This window comes from Streptomyces sp. P1-3, from assembly GCF_050613155.1.
In the GTDB taxonomy this organism is placed as follows: Bacteria; Actinomycetota; Actinomycetes; order Streptomycetales; family Streptomycetaceae; genus Streptomyces.
The window spans coordinates 5130871-5148183 of sequence record NZ_CP192512.1; the positions used below are offsets into that span (position 1 = coordinate 5130871).

Sequence of the window (17313 nt, forward strand, 5' to 3'; positions counted from 1 at the left end):
CAAGGATCCACCGATCCGCGGGCGCAAGGTTTGTGACGAGAAGCATGGGTGAGACTCCAATGGCGGATCAGGACAAGATCCTCGACTACCTCAAGCGGGTAACGGCCGATCTGCACCAGACGCGGCAGCGGCTCCGCGAGGTTGAGTCGCGGGATCCTGAACCCATCGCGATCGTGGGCATGAGCTGCCGGTTCCCCGGAGGCGTCGCGTCTCCGGAGGACCTGTGGGAGCTCGTGGCCGGAGGCCGCGACGCCATCGGGGACTTCCCCACCGACCGCGGCTGGGACGTCGAGGCGCTGTTCGACAGCGATCCCGACCAGCAGGGCACCAGCTACACCGACAAGGGCGGATTCCTGGCGGACGCGGGCCGGTTCGATGCCGCGTTCTTCGGGATCAGCCCGCGCGAGACCCTCGGCATGGACCCGCAGCAGCGGCTGCTGCTGGAGACCTCCTGGGAGGTCTTCGAACGGGCCGGCATCGACCCGGCCACGCTGCGCGGAGCCAAGGCCGGGGTGTTCATCGGCACCAACGGCCAGGACTACCCGGAGCTGATGCACCGGCTGCCCCAGGGCGTCGAGCAGTACCTGCTCACCGGCAACGCGGCCAGCGTCATCTCCGGCCGGATCTCCTACACCTTCGGCCTGGAGGGGCCGGCGCTCACCGTCGACACCGCCTGCTCGGCGTCGCTGGTCGCCCTGCACCTGGCCGTGCAGTCGCTGCGCAACGGCGAGTGCTCGCTGGCGCTGACCGGCGGCGTCACCGTGATGAACAGCCCGCGCGCGTTCGTCAACTTCAGCCGCCAGCGCGGCCTGGCCCCCGACGGGCGCTGCAAGGCGTTCGCCGACGGCGCCGACGGCACCGGCTGGGGCGAGGGCGTCGGCATGCTGCTCGTGGAACGGCTCTCCGACGCCCGCGCGAACGGCCACCCGGTGCTGGCGGTCGTGCGCGGCTCCGCCATCAACCAGGACGGCGCGAGCAACGGGCTCACCGCCCCCAACGGCCCGTCCCAGCAGCGCGTCATCCGCCAGGCCCTCACCGACGCCCGGCTGACCCCCGCCCAGGTCGACGCCGTCGAGGCGCACGGCACCGGCACCAGCCTCGGCGACCCCATCGAGGCCCAGGCCCTGCTGGCCACCTACGGGCAGAACCGGCCCGACGGGCGGCCCCTGTGGCTGGGCTCGGTCAAGTCCAACTTCGGGCACACCCAGGCCGCCGCCGGTGTCGCCGGGATCATCAAGATGGTCAAGGCCATCGAACACGGCCTCCTGCCGCAGACCCTGCACGTCGACGCCCCGTCGTCCGACGTCGACTGGACCACCGGCGCCGTCGAGCTGCTGACCGAGGCCCGGCCGTGGCCGGAGACCGGCCAGCCGCGCCGCGCCGGCATCTCCTCGTTCGGCGTCAGCGGCACCAACGCGCACACCGTCATCGAGCAGGCCCCCGTCGAGGAGGCGGCCGCCGACGCCCCGGCCGACAGCCCCGTACAGAGCGGCTCCGGGCTCGGCGGGCCGCTGCCCATGGTGATATCCGCGCAGAGCCCGCAGGCGCTGCGCGCGCAGGCCGAGCGGCTGGCCGCCCATGTGACCGGCCACCCCGACCAGCGCCCGGTCGACCTCGCCCACTCCCTGGCCACCACCCGCTCCGCACTCGACCACCGGGCCGTGCTGCTGGCCGGTGCCGACACCGCTCGTGAGGAACTGCTGCGCGGTCTGGCCGCGCTCGCCGCCGCCGACGGCACCGCCGCCGATCTCGTACCGGGCCTGGTACGGGGCGAAGTCCGCGAGGGCAAGACCGCGTTCCTGTTCTCCGGCCAGGGCAGCCAGCGCCCCGGCATGGGGCGTGAGCTGTACGCGGCCCTGCCCGCCTTCGCGCACGCCCTGGACGAGGTGTGCGCCGCACTCGACCCGCACCTGCCGCGGCCGCTGCGCGAGGTGATGTCCGCCGAGCCCGGCTCTCCCGAGGCCGGGCTGCTGGACCGCACCGGCTACACCCAGCCCGCCCTCTTCGCCATCGAGGTGGCGCTCTTCCGGCTGCTGGAGACCTGGGGCGTCAAGCCCGACTTCCTGATCGGCCACTCCATCGGCGAACTGGCCGCCGCACACGTCGCCGGGGTGCTGTCGCTGGAGGACGCCTGCACGCTGGTGGCCGCCCGCGGCCGGCTGATGGACGAACTCCCCGCCGGTGGCGCGATGATCGCCGTCCAGGCGTCGGAGGCGGAGGTGCTGCCGCTGCTCACCGACGGGGTGGGCATCGCCGCGATCAACGGTCCGGCGTCGGTCGTCGTCGCGGGCGACGAGGACGCGGCACTGGAGATCGCCGCGTCGTTCGAGGCCCAGGGCCGCAAGACCAAGCGGCTGACCGTGAGCCACGCCTTCCACTCCCCGCACATGGACGGCATGCTCGACGCCTACCGCCAGGTCGCCGAGGGCGTCACGTACCACCCGCCGGTCATCCCGATCGTGTCCACCCTCACCGGCGACTCCGTCGCCGCCGACATCTGCTCGCCCGACTACTGGGTACGGCACGTCCGCCAGGCCGTCCGCTTCCTCGACGGCGCCCGCCGGCTCGCCCAGTACGGCGTCACCACGTACCTCGAACTCGGCCCGGACGGCGTCCTGTCCGCCATGGCCCAGGACTGCGTCCCCACCGACGGCGCCGTGTTCACACCCGTCCTGCGCGGCGACCGCCCCGAGGCGACGGCACTGGCCACGGCGCTGGCCCACGCCCACGTGCACGGCGCCGACGTCGACTGGGGCGCCGTCCTCGACGGCAGCGGCGGCCGCCGCGTCGAGCTGCCCACGTACGCCTTCCAGCGCGAGCTGTACTGGCCCGAGCCGCCCGGCCCGTGGACCGGCGACGTCACCTCCGCCGGGCTCGGCTCCGCCGACCACCCGCTGCTGGGCGCCGCCGTCTCACTGGCGGACGCCGCCGGATTCCTGTTCACCGGCCGCCTCTCGCTGCACACCCACCCCTGGCTGGCCGACCACGCGGTGATGGACACGGTCCTGCTGCCCGGCACCGCCTTCGTGGAGCTCGCCGTCCGCGCCGGGGACCACGTCGGCTGCGACGTACTGGAGGAACTCACCCTCGAAGCGCCGCTCGTCCTGCCCCCGACCAGCGGTGTGCAGCTCCAGGTGGCCGTCGGAGCCCCGGACGCCACCGGCCGCCGCACCCTGACCTTGCACTCCCGCCTGGAGGACGCCGCCGACGGCAGCTGGGGCGAGGGCGAATGGACCCGCCACGCCACCGGTGTGCTCGCCGCCGGGGCCCGCACCCCCGAGGCGGCCCTGGCCGCCTGGCCGCCGCCCGGCGCCACCGAGGTCCCCGTCGACGGACTGTACGACTTCCTCACCGAGTCCGGCTTCGCCTACGGGCCGGTCTTCCAGGGCCTGACCGCCGCCTGGCAGCACGGCACGGACGTGTACGCCGAGGTACGGCTCCCCGCGACCGCCCACGAGGACGCCGGACGGTTCGGCCTGCACCCGGCGCTGCTGGACGCCGCCCTGCACGCCGTCGGCATCGGCGACCTCCTGGAGGACACCGAGCACGGCCGCCTGCCGTTCTCCTGGCGCGGCGTCAGCCTGCACGCCGTCGGCGCCACCGCCCTGCGGGTCAGGCTGTCGCCCGCGGGCCAGGACACCGTGGCCGTCCTCGTCACCGACGACTCCGGCACCCCCGTCGCCTCCGTGGACGCGCTGCTGCTGCGCCCGGTCTCCCCGGAGCAGGTGCACGCCGCCCGCGACACGTTCCACGACGCGCTGTTCCGGGTCGAGTGGACCGCCGCGCCCGCCTCGGCGACCACGACGGTCACGGCGGGCCAGTGGGCCGTCATCGGCGACTCCGCGCCGGAACTGGCCGCCGCGCTGCCGACCGCCGCGACGTACCCCGGCCTGGCCGCGCTCGGCGAGGCCGTGGCCGCCGGGGCCCCGCTGCCCCAGGCCGTCGTGGCGCCGTTCTTCCCGACCGGCACGGCGGAGACCGCGAACGAGCTGCCCACCGACGTACGGACCGCCCTCCACCACGCCCTGGAGCTGGTGCAGGAGTGGCTCGCCGACGGCCGCTTCACCGACTCCAAGCTGGTCATCGCCACCCGGGGCGCCGTCGCCACCGACGCCGACGCCGACGTCGCGGACCTGGTCCACGCCCCGCTGTGGGGCCTGCTGCGCTCCGCCGAGTCGGAGAACCCCGACCGCTTCGTCCTGCTGGACGTGGACGGCGAGGACCCGTCGTACAGGGCCCTGCCCGCCGCACTGGCCGCCGGCGAGCCGCAACTGGCCGTACGCGCCGGAACGGTCGTCGTACCCCGACTGGCCCGGGTCGCCGCCGACCCCGCCCACGTCGTCCCGTCCCTCGATCCCGAGGGCACGGTCCTGGTCACGGGCGCGACCGGCACGCTCGGCGGCCTCGTCGCCCGGCACCTGGTCGCCGAGCACGGCGTACGGCACCTGCTGCTGCTCAGCCGTCGCGGTGCCGAGGCGCACGGCGCCGACGAGCTCGTCGCCGAACTGCGCGCCTCCGGCGCCGAGGTCACCCTCGCCGCGTGCGACGTGGCGGACCGGGAGGCGCTGGCCGCCGTCCTGGCGGCCGTTCCGGCGGAGCATCCGCTGACCGGCATCGTGCACACGGCTGGTGTGCTGGACGACGGCGTCATCGACTCCCTCACCCCGGAGCGCATCGACCGCGTCCTGCCCCCCAAGGTGGACGCGGCCCTGAACCTGCACGAGCTCACCCAGGACAGCGACCTGTCCGCGTTCGTGCTGTTCTCCGCCGCCGCGGGCACCCTCGGCGGCCCCGGCCAGGCCAACTACGCCGCCGCCAACGCCTTCCTCGACGCCCTCGCCCACCGCCGCCGAGCGGCCGGCCTGCCCGCCACCGCCCTGGCCTGGGGCCTGTGGGCCGAGCGCAGCGGCATGACCGGAGGCCTGGCCGACACCGACATCCAGCGCATCACCCGTGCCGGAGTCGCCGCCCTCTCCTCCGCCGAGGGCCTGACCCTGCTGGACACCGCGCTCGCCGTCGGAGACCCCGCCTTCGTACCGATGCACCTGGACCTGGCGCCGCTGCGGCAGGCCGACGCGAGCATGGTGCCCGCGCTGCTGCGCGGACTGGTGCGCGCCCCGGGCCGCCGCGTCGTGGCGGCGGGCGGCGCCGCACCCGCCGGCGGCCTCGCGGAGCGCCTCCTCGGCCTGACCGTCGCCGAACGGGACCGGCTGCTGCTGGAGATCGTCTGCACCCAGGTCGCCGCCGTGCTCGGCTACGCGGGCCCGGAGGCCGTCGGCTCGGCACGCGCCTTCAAGGAGCTGGGCTTCGACTCCCTCACCGCCGTCGAACTGCGCAACCGGCTCGGCGCCGTCACCGGCGTACGGCTCCCGGCCACCCTGGTCTTCGACTACCCGACGCCCACCGCGCTGGCGGGCTTCCTGCGCACCGAGATCCTCGGCGACCAGGCCGACGACAACGCCGCCGCCCCCGTGGCCACGGTCGCCGTCGCCCATGACGACGAGCCGATCGCCATCGTCGGCATGAGCTGCCGCTACCCGGGCGGCGTCACCAGCCCCGAGGGGCTCTGGCAGCTCGTCATGGGCGCGGTGGACGCCATCGGCGACTTCCCGACCGACCGCGGCTGGCCGCTGGACGCCCTCCACGGCGACGACCCCGCCCAGTCCGGCACCAGCACCACCAGCCAGGGCGGCTTCCTGTACGACGCGGGGGAGTTCGACCCGGACTTCTTCGGCATCAACCCGCGCGAGGCCCTCGCCATGGACCCGCACCAGCGGCTGCTGCTGGAGGCTTCCTGGGAGGTCTTCGAGCGGGCCGGGATCGATCCGGCGACCGTACGCGGCAGCAAGACCGGCGTCTTCGCGGGCGTCATGTACCACGACTACCTGTCCCGGCTCGCGGCCCTGCCCGAGGGCCTGGAGGGCTATCTGGGCACGGGCACGGCGGGCAGTGTGGCCTCCGGCCGGATCGCCTACACCTTCGGTCTCGAAGGCCCGGCCGTCACGATCGACACCGCCTGCTCGTCCTCCCTGGTCGCGCTGCACCTGGCGGCGCAGGCGCTGCGCAACGGCGAGTGCACCATGGCCCTGGCCGGTGGTGTCACGGTGATGGCCACCCCGGACACCTTCGTGGACTTCAGCCGCCAGGGCGGCCTGTCCACCAGCGGCCGCTGCAAGTCCTTCGCGGCCGCCGCCGACGGTACGGGCTGGAGTGAGGGCGTCGGCATGCTGCTCGTAGAGCGGCTGTTGGACGCGCGGAAGAACGGCCACCAGGTGCTGGCCGTCGTACGCGGCACCGCCGTCAACCAGGACGGCGCGAGCAACGGTCTGACCGCGCCCAACGGCCCGTCCCAGCAGCGCGTCATCCGCCAGGCCCTCGCCAACGCGGGCCTGGCGGCCACCGATGTGGACGTGGTGGAGGCGCACGGCACGGGGACGACGCTGGGCGACCCGATCGAGGCGCAGGCGCTGCTGGCCACGTACGGCAAGGAGAAGACCGCCGACCAGCCGCTGTGGCTGGGTTCGGTGAAGTCGAACATCGGCCACACGCAGGCCGCCGCCGGTGTCGCGGGCATCATCAAGATGGTGCTGGCCATGCGGCACGGCGTGCTGCCGCGGACGCTGCACGTGGACGAGCCGACCCCGCACGTCGAATGGTCCTCGGGCGCGGTCTCGCTGCTGACGGAGACGCGCGCGTGGCCCGAGACGGGACACCCGCGCCGCGCCGCCGTCTCCTCGTTCGGCGTGAGCGGCACCAACGCGCACACCATCATCGAGCAGGCACCGGAGCCCGAACCGGCTTCCACCGAGGAGCCCGGTGCCGCGCCCCGCGCGGCCGGGGTGCTGCCGTGGATCCTGTCCGGCAAGACCGCCGACGCCCTGCGCGCCCAGGCCGAGCGGCTGCTGTCGCACCTGGCGGAGCGGCCCGAGCATGACGTCACCGACCTCGCCTACGCGCTGGCCACGACGCGCGCCGCACTGGACCACCGCGCGGCGGTCACCGGCGACGACCGGGACGCGCTCGTCGCGGGCCTGGCGGCACTGGCCGCCGGTGAGCCCGTCCCGGGCCTGGTCGAGGGCTCGGTGGCCGAGGGCAGGACGGCGTTCCTGTTCACGGGGCAGGGGAGTCAGCGGCTGGGGATGGGTCGTGAGTTGTATGAGGCGTCTCCGGTGTTCGCGGAGGCGCTGGATGCGGTGTGCGCGGAGCTGGACGGGCATCTTGAGCGGCCGTTGAAGGATGTGCTGTTCGGCGAGGATGCGGCCCTGCTGGATCAGACGGGGTATACGCAGCCGGGGCTGTTCGCGGTCGAGGTGGCGCTATTCCGGCTGGTTGAGGCGTGGGGTCTGCGGGCGGACTTCCTGTCCGGGCACTCGATCGGTGAACTGGCCGCCGCGCATGTCGCCGGGGTGCTGTCTCTGGCGGATGCCTGCGTGCTGGTGGCGGCTCGTGGCCGTCTGATGCAGGAGCTGCCCGCCGGTGGCGCGATGATCGCGGTCCAGGCCTCGGAGGAGGAGGTGCTGCCGCTGCTCACCGAGGGCGTCAGCATCGCCGCCCTCAACGGCCCGACCTCCGTCGTCATCGCCGGTGATGAGGGCGCGGCGTTGGAGATCGCGGCGCGGTTCGAGGCCGAGGGCCGGAAGACCAAGCGGCTGGCCGTCAGCCACGCGTTCCATTCGCCGCGTATGGACGGCATGTTGGAGGCGTTCCGCGAGGTCGCGGAAGGTCTTTCCTACGAGGCGCCCCGCATCCCGATCGTCTCCAACCTCACCGGTGCCGTGGTCTCCGCCGAGGAGATCACGAGCGCCGATTTCTGGGTGCGGCACGTCCGCGAGGCGGTCCGCTTCCTCGACGGCATCCGCACCCTTGAAGCCCAGAACGTCACCACCTACGTCGAGTTGGGTCCGGACGGGGTCCTCTCCGCGATGGCGCAGGAGTGCGTCACCGGCGAGGACGCCGCCTTCGTACCCGTCCTGCGCAAGGACCGGCCTGAGACCGAGACGGCGACCACCGCCCTCGCCCGTGCGCACGTCCGTGGCGCGGCCGTGGACTGGACGGCGTTCTTCGCCGGAACCGGCGCGCAGCGCGTCGACCTGCCCACCTACGCCTTCCAGCGCCGCCGCTTCTGGCTCCAGACGCCCGAGGGCTGGGTCGGCGACGTGGTGTCGGCGGGGCTCGGCCCGGCCGACCACCCGCTGCTCGGCGCCGCCCTGCCGCTCGCCGACTCCGACGGCTTCCTGCTCACCGGGCGGCTCTCGCTCGACACCCACCCCTGGCTGGCCGACCACGCCGTCATGGGCACCGTCCTGCTGCCGGGTACCGCGTTCGTGGAGCTGGCGATCCGCGCCGGTGACCAGGTCGGCTGCGACCACCTCGAAGAGCTGACCATCGAGGCGCCGCTGGTGCTGGCCGAGCACGACGCCGTACAGCTCCAGATCGTGGTCGACCCCTCACAGGAGTCCGGGCATCGCGCACTGGCCGTGTACTCGCGGGCCCAGGACGCGCCCGAGGGGACGCCCTGGACCCGGCACGCCAGCGGTGTGCTCGCAGCCGGGGCCCCGCGGCCCGCGTTCGAGCTGACCGAGTGGCCGCCGCCGGGCGCCGAACCGGCCGAGGTGGCGGGCCTGTACGAGCACCTGGCGCACGGCGGCTTCGCCTACGGGCCGGTGTTCCAGGGCCTGCGGGCCGCGTGGCTGCGCGGCGACGAGGTGTTCGCCGAGGTCGAGCTGCCGGAGGACCGCGCAGCCGAGGCCGGGCGGTTCGGTCTGCACCCGGCGCTGCTGGACGCCGCGCTGCACGGCACCTTCGCCCGCGAGGGCGGCGACGAGCAGGGCCGCCTGCCGTTCTCCTGGAGCGGCGTGTCCCTGTACGCCGTCGGCGCCGGGGCGCTGCGCGTCCGTCTCGCCCCGGCCGGAGCCGACGGGGTGGCGCTGGAGCTCGCCGACGGCACCGGCGCGCCGGTGGCCCGGGTCGAGCACCTGGCGCTGCGCCCGGTCTCGGCCGGGCAGCTCGGCGGCCCCGCCGCCGCACACCACGAGTCGCTGTTCCGCGTGGACTGGGCCACCGTGCCGGTGCCCGCCGCCGAGCCGGCGACGTACGCGGTGCTGGGCGCCGCGCCCGCCGCGCTGACCGCCGCCACCAGGGCGGCCGGCCACGCCGACCTGGCCGCGCTCGGCGCCGCCGTGGACGCCGGAGCCGAGCCGCCTGCCTACGTCCTGGCCTGCCGTCAGGCCGCTGGGGGAGAGGTGGCCGGGGCCGTCCATGTCGCGGTGCGGGAGTCGCTGGAGCTGGTCCAGGCATGGCTGGCCGACGACCGGTTCTCCGGCTCCCGCCTGGTGCTGGTCACCCACGGCGCCGTCGCCACCCAGGCCGACGCCGGGATCCACGACCTGGCGCACGCCCCCGTGTGGGGCCTGGTGCGCTCGGCGCAGTCGGAGAACCCGGACCGGCTGGTCCTGGCCGACATCGACGGAGACAGCTCCTCGTACGAGGCGCTGGCCGCCGCGCTCGCCTCCGGGGAGCCGCAGTTCGCGGTGCGCCGCGGCGCCGTCCACGCGCCCCGGCTGGCGCGCGTCCCGGCCGCCGGACCGCTGGTGCCGCCCACCGGCGACCCGGCCTGGCGCCTGGACATCGAGGACAAGGGCACGCTGGAGAACCTGGTCCTGCTGCCGTGCCCGGAGGCCGTCGCGCCGCTGGAGGCCGGACAGGTGCGGGTCGCGGTGCGGGCCGCCGGGCTGAACTTCCGCGACGTCCTCAACGCGCTGGGCATGTACCCGGGCGACGCCGGGCTCATGGGCAGCGAGGGCGCCGGTGTCGTCCTGGAGGTCGGGCCCGGGGTCACCGACCTGGCGCCCGGCGACCGCGTCATGGGCATGCTGCCCGGCGGGTTCGGGCCGCTGGTGGTCGCCGACCGCCGCATGATCGCGCCGATGCCGGACGGCTGGACGTACGCCGAGGCGGCGTCGGTGCCGATCGTCTTCATGACGGCGTACTACGCGCTGCGCGACCTGGCCGGGCTCCAGAGCGGCGAGGCGCTGCTGGTGCACGCCGCCGCCGGCGGTGTCGGCATGGCCGCCGTCCAGCTGGCCCGCCACTGGGGGGTGGACGTGTACGCCACGGCCAGCCCCGGCAAGTGGGACACCCTGCGCGGGCTCGGCCTGCCCGACGACCGGATCGCCTCCTCCCGCGACCTGGCCTTCGAGGAGAAGTTCCGCGGAGCCAGCGGCGGGCGCGGGGTCGATGTCGTCCTCGACTCCCTGGCCCGGGAGTTCGTGGACGCCTCCTTGCGGCTGCTGCCGCGCGGCGGCCGGTTCGTGGAGATGGGCAAGACCGACGTACGGGAGCCGGAGGAGGTCGCCGCCCAGTACCCCGGTGTCTCCTACCAGGCGTTCGACCTGACAGAGGCGGGCCTGGACCGGATCCAGGAGATGCTGCGCGAACTGCTGGAGCTGTTCGCGCGCGGCGCGCTGACCCCGCCGCCGATCACCGCGTGGGACCTGCGGCAGGCCCCCGACGCCTTCCGCTACCTGAGCCAGGCCCGGCACGTCGGCAAGGTCGTGCTCACCGTGCCCGCGGAGTGGAACCCCGACGGGACGGTGCTCATCACCGGCGGCACCGGCACCCTGGGCGGGCTGGTGGCCCGGCACGCGGTGACCGTGCGCGGCGCCCGGCATCTGCTGCTGACCAGCCGCCGGGGCCTGGACGCCCCCGGCGCGGCCGAGCTGCGCGACGAACTGACCGCGCTGGGTGCCGAGGTGACCGTCGCCGCCTGCGACGCGGCCGACCGGGAGGCGCTCTCCGCCGTCCTGGCCGCGATCCCGGCCGACCACCCGCTGACCGCCGTGGTGCACACCGCAGGTGTGTTGGACGACGGCGTCGTCGGCTCGCTGACCCCGGAGCGTCTGGCCCGCGTACTGCGCCCGAAGGTGGACGCCGCGGTCAACCTGCACGAGCTGACCCAGGACCTCGACCTGGCGTCGTTCGTGCTGTTCTCCTCCGCCGCCGGTACGTTCGGCGGCGCCGGGCAGGCCAACTACGCCGCGGCCAACTCCTTCCTGGACGCCCTGGCCCGGCACCGGCACGCCCGCGGCCTGCCCGCCACCTCCCTCGCCTGGGGCCTGTGGGCCGAGGCCAGCGGCATGACCGGCGAGCTGGACAGCACCGACAGGTCCCGGATGAGCCGCTCGGGTGTGCTCGGCCTCTCCTCCGACGAGGGCCTGGAGCTGTTCGACGCCGCCCACCGGCTGGGTGACCCGTTCCTGGTGCCCATGCAGCTGGATCTGGCGCCGCTGCGCGGTGCCGACGCGAGCATGGTGCCCGCGCTGCTGCGCGGCCTGGTACGGGCCCCGGCCCGCCGCACCGCCGGGGCGGGGCCGGCCGCCGACGCGTCGTCGCTGCTGGACCGGCTGCTGCGGCTGCCCACGGCCGAACGCGACCAGACCCTGCTGGAGCTGGTCCGCACCCAGGTGGCCGTGGTGCTCGGGCACGCCTCGCCCGACGCGGTCGAGGCGGGCCGGGCCTTCAAGGACCTCGGCTTCGACTCGCTGACCGCGGTGGAGTTCCGCAACCGGCTCGGCGCCGCCGCCGGGCTGCGGCTGCCCGCCACCCTGGTCTTCGACTACCCGACGCCCACGGCGCTGGCCGGATACCTGCGCGACGAACTCCTCGGCTCCCAGGCGGCGGAACCGGCGGAACTCCCGACGGAGACGGCGGGCGCCACCCAGGGCGCCGACGAGGACCCGATCGCGATCGTCGCCATGAGCTGCCGCTTCCCCGGCGGCGCGGACACCCCCGAGGCCCTGTGGCGGCTGCTCGCCGAAGGCCGCGACGGCATCGCCCACCTGCCCGCCGAGCGCGGCTGGGACGTCGAGGCGCTGTACGACCCGGACCCGGACCGGCCCGGCACCTCGTACGCCCGCGAAGGCGGCTTCGTCTACGACGCCCACCACTTCGACCCGGCGTTCTTCGGCATCAACCCGCGCGAGGCGCTGGCCATGGACCCGCAGCAGCGGCTGCTGCTGGAGACCTCCTGGGAGGCGTTCGAGCGCGCCGGAATCGACCCGGCGGCGCTGCGCGGCAAGCCGGTCGGCGTCTTCGTCGGGCAGATGCACAACGACTACGTGTCGCGGCTGCACACCGTCCCCGACGGCGTCGAGGGCTACCTCGGCACCGGTGGCTCCAGCAGCATCGCCTCCGGACGGGTGTCGTACACCTTCGGCTTCGAGGGCCCGGCGGTCACCGTCGACACGGCCTGCTCGTCGTCGCTGGTCGCGCTGCACCTGGCCGCGCAGGCGCTGCGCAACGGCGAATGCTCGCTCGCCCTGGCCGGCGGCGTCACCATCATCACCACCCCGGACGTGTTCACCGAGTTCAGCCGCCAGCGGGGGCTGGCCGCCAACGGCCGCTGCAAGCCGTTCGCCGAGGCCGCGGACGGCACCGCGTGGGGTGAGGGCGTCGGCATGCTGCTGGTGGAGCGGCTCTCGGACGCCCGCAGGAACGGCCACCAGGTGCTCGCCCTCGTACGCGGCACAGCCGTCAACCAGGACGGCGCCAGCAACGGCCTGACCGCGCCCAACGGCCCTGCCCAGCAGCGCGTCATCCGCCAGGCGCTGGCCAACGCGGGCCTCACGTCCGTCGATGTGGACGCGGTGGAGGGCCACGGCACGGGCACGACGCTCGGCGACCCGATCGAGGCGCAGGCACTGCTGGCCACCTACGGCCGCGAGCGGCCCGCCGACCGGCCCCTGTGGCTGGGGTCGATCAAGTCGAACTTCGGCCACACGCAGGCCGCGGCCGGTGTCGCGGGCGTCATCAAGATGGTGCTGGCCATGCGGCACGGGCTGCTGCCGCGGTCCCTGCACGTGGACGCGCCGTCGTCGCACGTCGACTGGTCGGCGGGCGCCGTGGAGCTGCTGGCGCAGGCCCGGCCCTGGCCGGAGACCGGCCGGGCCCGCCGCGCCGGCGTCTCCTCGTTCGGCATGAGCGGCACCAACGCCCACACCATCATCGAACAGGCCCCGGACACCGCGGCGGAGGCGCCGGCGGAGTCCTCCGAAGCCGCCGGTCCGCTGCCGTGGGCGCTGTCCGCCCGGACCCCGGAGGCCCTGCGCGCCCAGGGTGCCCGGCTCCGCGCCCACCTCGACACCGCCGCGGACGCCTCTCTCGCGGATGCCTCCCTTGCGGACGTCGGCTGGTCGCTGGCCACCACGCGCGCGCCGTTCGAGCACCGCGCGGTGCTCGTCGCCCGCGACCGGGACGGCTTCCTCGCCGGCCTCGACGCCCTCGCCGAGGGCCGCGAGACGGCCGCGCTGACCCAGGGCTCGGTCACCGAGGGCAGGACGGCGTTCCTGTTCACCGGTCAGGGCAGCCAGCGGCTCGGCATGGGCCGTGAGCTGTACGAGACGTACCCCGTCTTCGCGGAGGCGCTGGACGCGGTCTGCGCCGAGCTGGACCGGCACCTGGAACAGCCGCTGCGTGGCGTGCTGTTCGGCGAGGACGCCGGGCTGCTGGATCAGACGGCCTTCACCCAGCCCGCGCTGTTCGCGGTCGAGGTGGCGCTGTTCCGCCTGGTGGAAGCCTGGGGGCTGAAGCCTGACTTCCTGTCGGGGCACTCGATCGGCGAGCTGGCCGCCGCGCATGTGGCGGGCGTGCTGTCGCTGGCGGACGCGTGCGCGCTGGTGGCGGCGCGTGGCCGCCTGATGCAGGAGCTGCCCGCCGGTGGCGCGATGATCGCGATCCAGGCGTCGGAGGCGGAGGTGCGTCCGCTGCTCGGTAAGAGGGTGAGCATCGCCGCGATCAATGGGCCGACCTCCGTGGTCGTCGCGGGCGACGAGGACGCAGCGCTTGAGGTCGCGGCGCGGTTCGAGGCAGAGGGCCGGAAGACCAAGCGGCTGACCGTCAGCCACGCGTTCCACTCCCCGCACATGGACGGGATGCTGGACGCGTTCCGTACGGTCGCGGAGGGGCTGTCGTACGAGGCCCCGCGTATCCCGATCGTGTCGAATCTGACCGGCGGTCTGGTCTCCGCCGAGGAGATCGCTTCTGCCGACTTCTGGGTGCGGCACGTCCGCGAGGCGGTCCGCTTCCTCGACGGCGTACGGGCGCTCGAAGCCCACGGCGTCACGACATACGTCGAGTTGGGCCCGGACGGAGTGCTGTCCGCGATGGCGCAGGAGTGTGTCACCGGCGAGGGCGCGGCCTTCGTGCCCGTGCTGCGCGGCGGCCGCCCCGAGCCCGAGACCCTGCTGTCCGCGCTCGCCGGGGCACACGTGCGAGGCGCGTCCCCGGACTGGGCCGCGTCCTACGAAGGACACCGGGCGCGCCGGGTCGAGCTGCCCACGTACCCGTTCCAGCGCCAGGAGTTCTGGCTGGACGCCGGTCCCCTCGGCGGCGACGCCGCCGCGATCGGCCTGCACGCGGCGGGGCACCCGCTGCTCGGCGCCGCACTGGAACTGCCCGGCACCGACGGGCTCGTCCTCTCCGGTCGGCTGTCCCTCCAGACCCACCCCTGGCTGGCCGACCACGCGGTCATGGGCACCGTGCCGCTGCCCGGCACGGCGTTCGTGGAGCTGGCGCTGCGCGCCGGCGAGCAGGCCGGCTGCGACCGGCTGGACGAACTGACGCTGGAGGCGCCGCTGATCCTGCCCGAGCGGGGCGGCGTCCAACTGCGGATCGCCCTCGCCGGGCCCGACGCCACAGGACGCCGGGCGCTGACCCTGCACTCCCGCGCCGAGCACGCCCCGGCCGAGGAACCGTGGCTGCGGCACGCGACCGGCGCGCTGGCCGAGGGCGCCGCGGCGGCCTCGTTCGACCTGAGCGCCTGGCCGCCCGCCGACGCGGAGAAGATCGAGACCGACGGCCTGTACGAGGGCCTGGCCGGGGCGGGCTTCGACTATGGCCCGGTGTTCCAGGGGCTGACCGCCGCCTGGCGGCGCGGCGACGAGGTGTACGCCGAGGTCCGGCTGCCCGACGACGCCGCGGCGGACGCGAAGACCTTCGGCCTGCACCCGGCCCTGCTGGACGCCGCGCTGCACGCCCTGGGCCTGACCGCCGCCGCCGAGCAGGGCGCGGACGGCGGGGGACGGCTGCCGTTCTCCTGGAGCGGGGTGTCGCTCCACGCGGTGGGCGCCGCCGCGCTGCGGGTACGGCTCTCGGCCACCGGGAACGGCAACGCGCGGCTGGACCTCGCGGACGTGGCCGGTGCTCCCGTGGCCACCGTGGAGAGCCTGGCGCTGCGCACCGTGGCACCGGAGCAGTTGGGCGCGGCCCGGGGTGGCGCGAGCGACGCGCTGTTCCGCGTGGAGTGGACGGCTGTTCCGTCCTCCGGCGCCGTCGACCCGAAGTGCTGGGCGGTCGTGGGCCGCACTGGGGCTCTCGGGCTCGGGGCGCATCCGGACCTGGACGCGCTCGCGGCCGCCGTGGAGGCGGGGAGCGAAGCCCCTGGTTCCCCGGGGTCCGGGGCGGAGCCCCAGGCGGGATCGGGCAACGAGCCCACCGCGTACGCCGACCTGGCGGCGCTGGCCGAGGCGCTGGAGTCCGGCGCGCCGGCACCGGAGTATGTGCTCGTGTCCCCGTCCGCCGTGGACGGCGCGGCCGTGCCGGACGCGGCCCATCGGACCACCGCCGGCACGCTCACGTTCCTCCAGCGCTGGCTGGCCGACGACCGGTTCGGCGACGCCCGGCTGGTCTTCCTCACCTCCGGTGCGGAGCGCACCGGTGCCGACGACGCGGCCACGTCCCTGCCGGACGCGGCGGCGCTGGGCCTGGTGCGCTCCGCGCAGGCGGAGCACCCGGACCGCGTCGTCACGGTGGACATCGACCACCAGGGCGAGCCGCTGGACGCGGTGACCGCCGCCCTGGCGGCCGGGGAGCCGCGGGTGGCCGTCCGCGACGGCGTGGTCCTCGCGCCCCGGCTGACCCGGGCCGCGGTGGACGGCGGCGCGGCCGGGCCCGCCTTCACGACCGACGGCACCGTGCTGGTGACCGGCGCCAGCGGCACGCTGGGCGGCCTGGTGGCCCGGCACCTCGTGGCCGAGCACGGGGTACGGCGCCTGCTGCTGATGAGCCGACGCGGCAGCGAGGCACCCGGCGCCGCGGAACTGGCAGCCGACCTGGCCGCATCGGGCGCCGACGTGTCGTGGGCGGCGTGCGACGCTGCCGACCGCGAGGCCCTGGCCGCCGTACTGTCCGCGATTCCGGCGGACCGCCCGCTCACCGGCGTCGTACACACGGCCGGTGTGCTGGACGACGGCGTCATCGGCTCGCTGACACCCCAGCGGCTGGCCGACGTCATGCGGCCCAAGGTGGACGCCGCGTGGCATCTGCACGAGCTGACGCGCGACCTCGGCCTGTCGGCGTTCGTGCTGTTCTCCTCGGCCGCCGGTGTCTTCGGCGGCGCGGGCCAGGGCAACTACGCCGCCGCCAACGCGTTCCTGGACGCGCTGGCGCGGCACCGTACGGATCAGGGCCTGGCGGCCACCTCCCTCGCCTGGGGCCTGTGGGCCGAGGGCGGCATGGGCGGTGAGCTGGACGAGGTGGAGATCAGCCGGATCCGGCGCGGCGGCGTCGTCCCCATCACCGCCGAGCGGGGTGTGGAGCTGTTCGACGCCGCCACCCGCACCGGCGAGGCGCTGCTCGTCCCCCTGCCGCTGGACCTGGCCGCCCTGCGCGCCCAGGCGGGCAGCGGCATGCTCCCGGCCCTCTTCCGCGGCCTGGTCCGGGTCCCGGCGCGGCGGGCCGCCGAGTCCGCGGCGGCGGCCGCCGGAGCGGACGCGCTGGCGGCCCGGCTGGCCGGGCTGACCGCCCCCGAGCGGGAGGGCGTGCTGCTGGACCTGGTCTGCACACAGGTCGCGGCGGTACTCGGCTACGCCGGGCCCGAAGCGGTCGACCCGGCCCGCTCGTTCAGCGAGGTCGGCTTCGACTCGCTGACGGCGGTGGAGCTGCGCAACCGGCTCGGCGCGGCCACCGGCGTCCGGCTCCCGGCCACGCTCGTCTTCGACTACCCGACGCCGGCCGCGCTGGTGCGCTTCCTGGCGGACGAGGTCACGCCGGACGAGACGACCGCCGTGACCGGCCTGCTCGCCGAACTCGACCGGCTGGAGGCACAACTGACGGCGGCCGATCCGGGCGACGAGGACCGGGACAGGATCGCCGCCCGCCTCCAGGCCCTGCTCGCCCAATGCCATGACAACCAAGGACCGGAAGACGCCGCGGAAGTCGCCGACGAGATCGCATCGGCCACGGACGACGACCTCTTCGACTTCATCGGCAAGGAATTCGGGATCTCCTGACGTGGATGACAAGACCGTGGGGAACGCA

1 protein-coding gene is annotated in these 17313 nt (G+C 75.0%); it reads left to right on the forward strand.

Going from position 1 to position 17313, the window contains the following annotated elements; genetic code table 11:
• Positions 1-59 precede the first annotated feature (59 nt).
• Positions 60-17285 carry an SDR family NAD(P)-dependent oxidoreductase gene (locus ACQUSR_RS21810; protein ID WP_431047767.1) on the forward strand — a complete coding sequence of 5742 codons (17226 nt, stop codon included), beginning with the start codon at positions 60-62 and terminating at the stop codon, positions 17283-17285.
• Positions 17286-17313 lie beyond the last annotated feature (28 nt).

What these genes read in the sequence shown, in the direction of transcription:
- ACQUSR_RS21810 (WP_431047767.1), top strand. Translation starts at nt 60, where the DNA reads ATGGCGGATCAGGACAAGATCCTCGACTACCTCAAGCGGGTAACGGCC.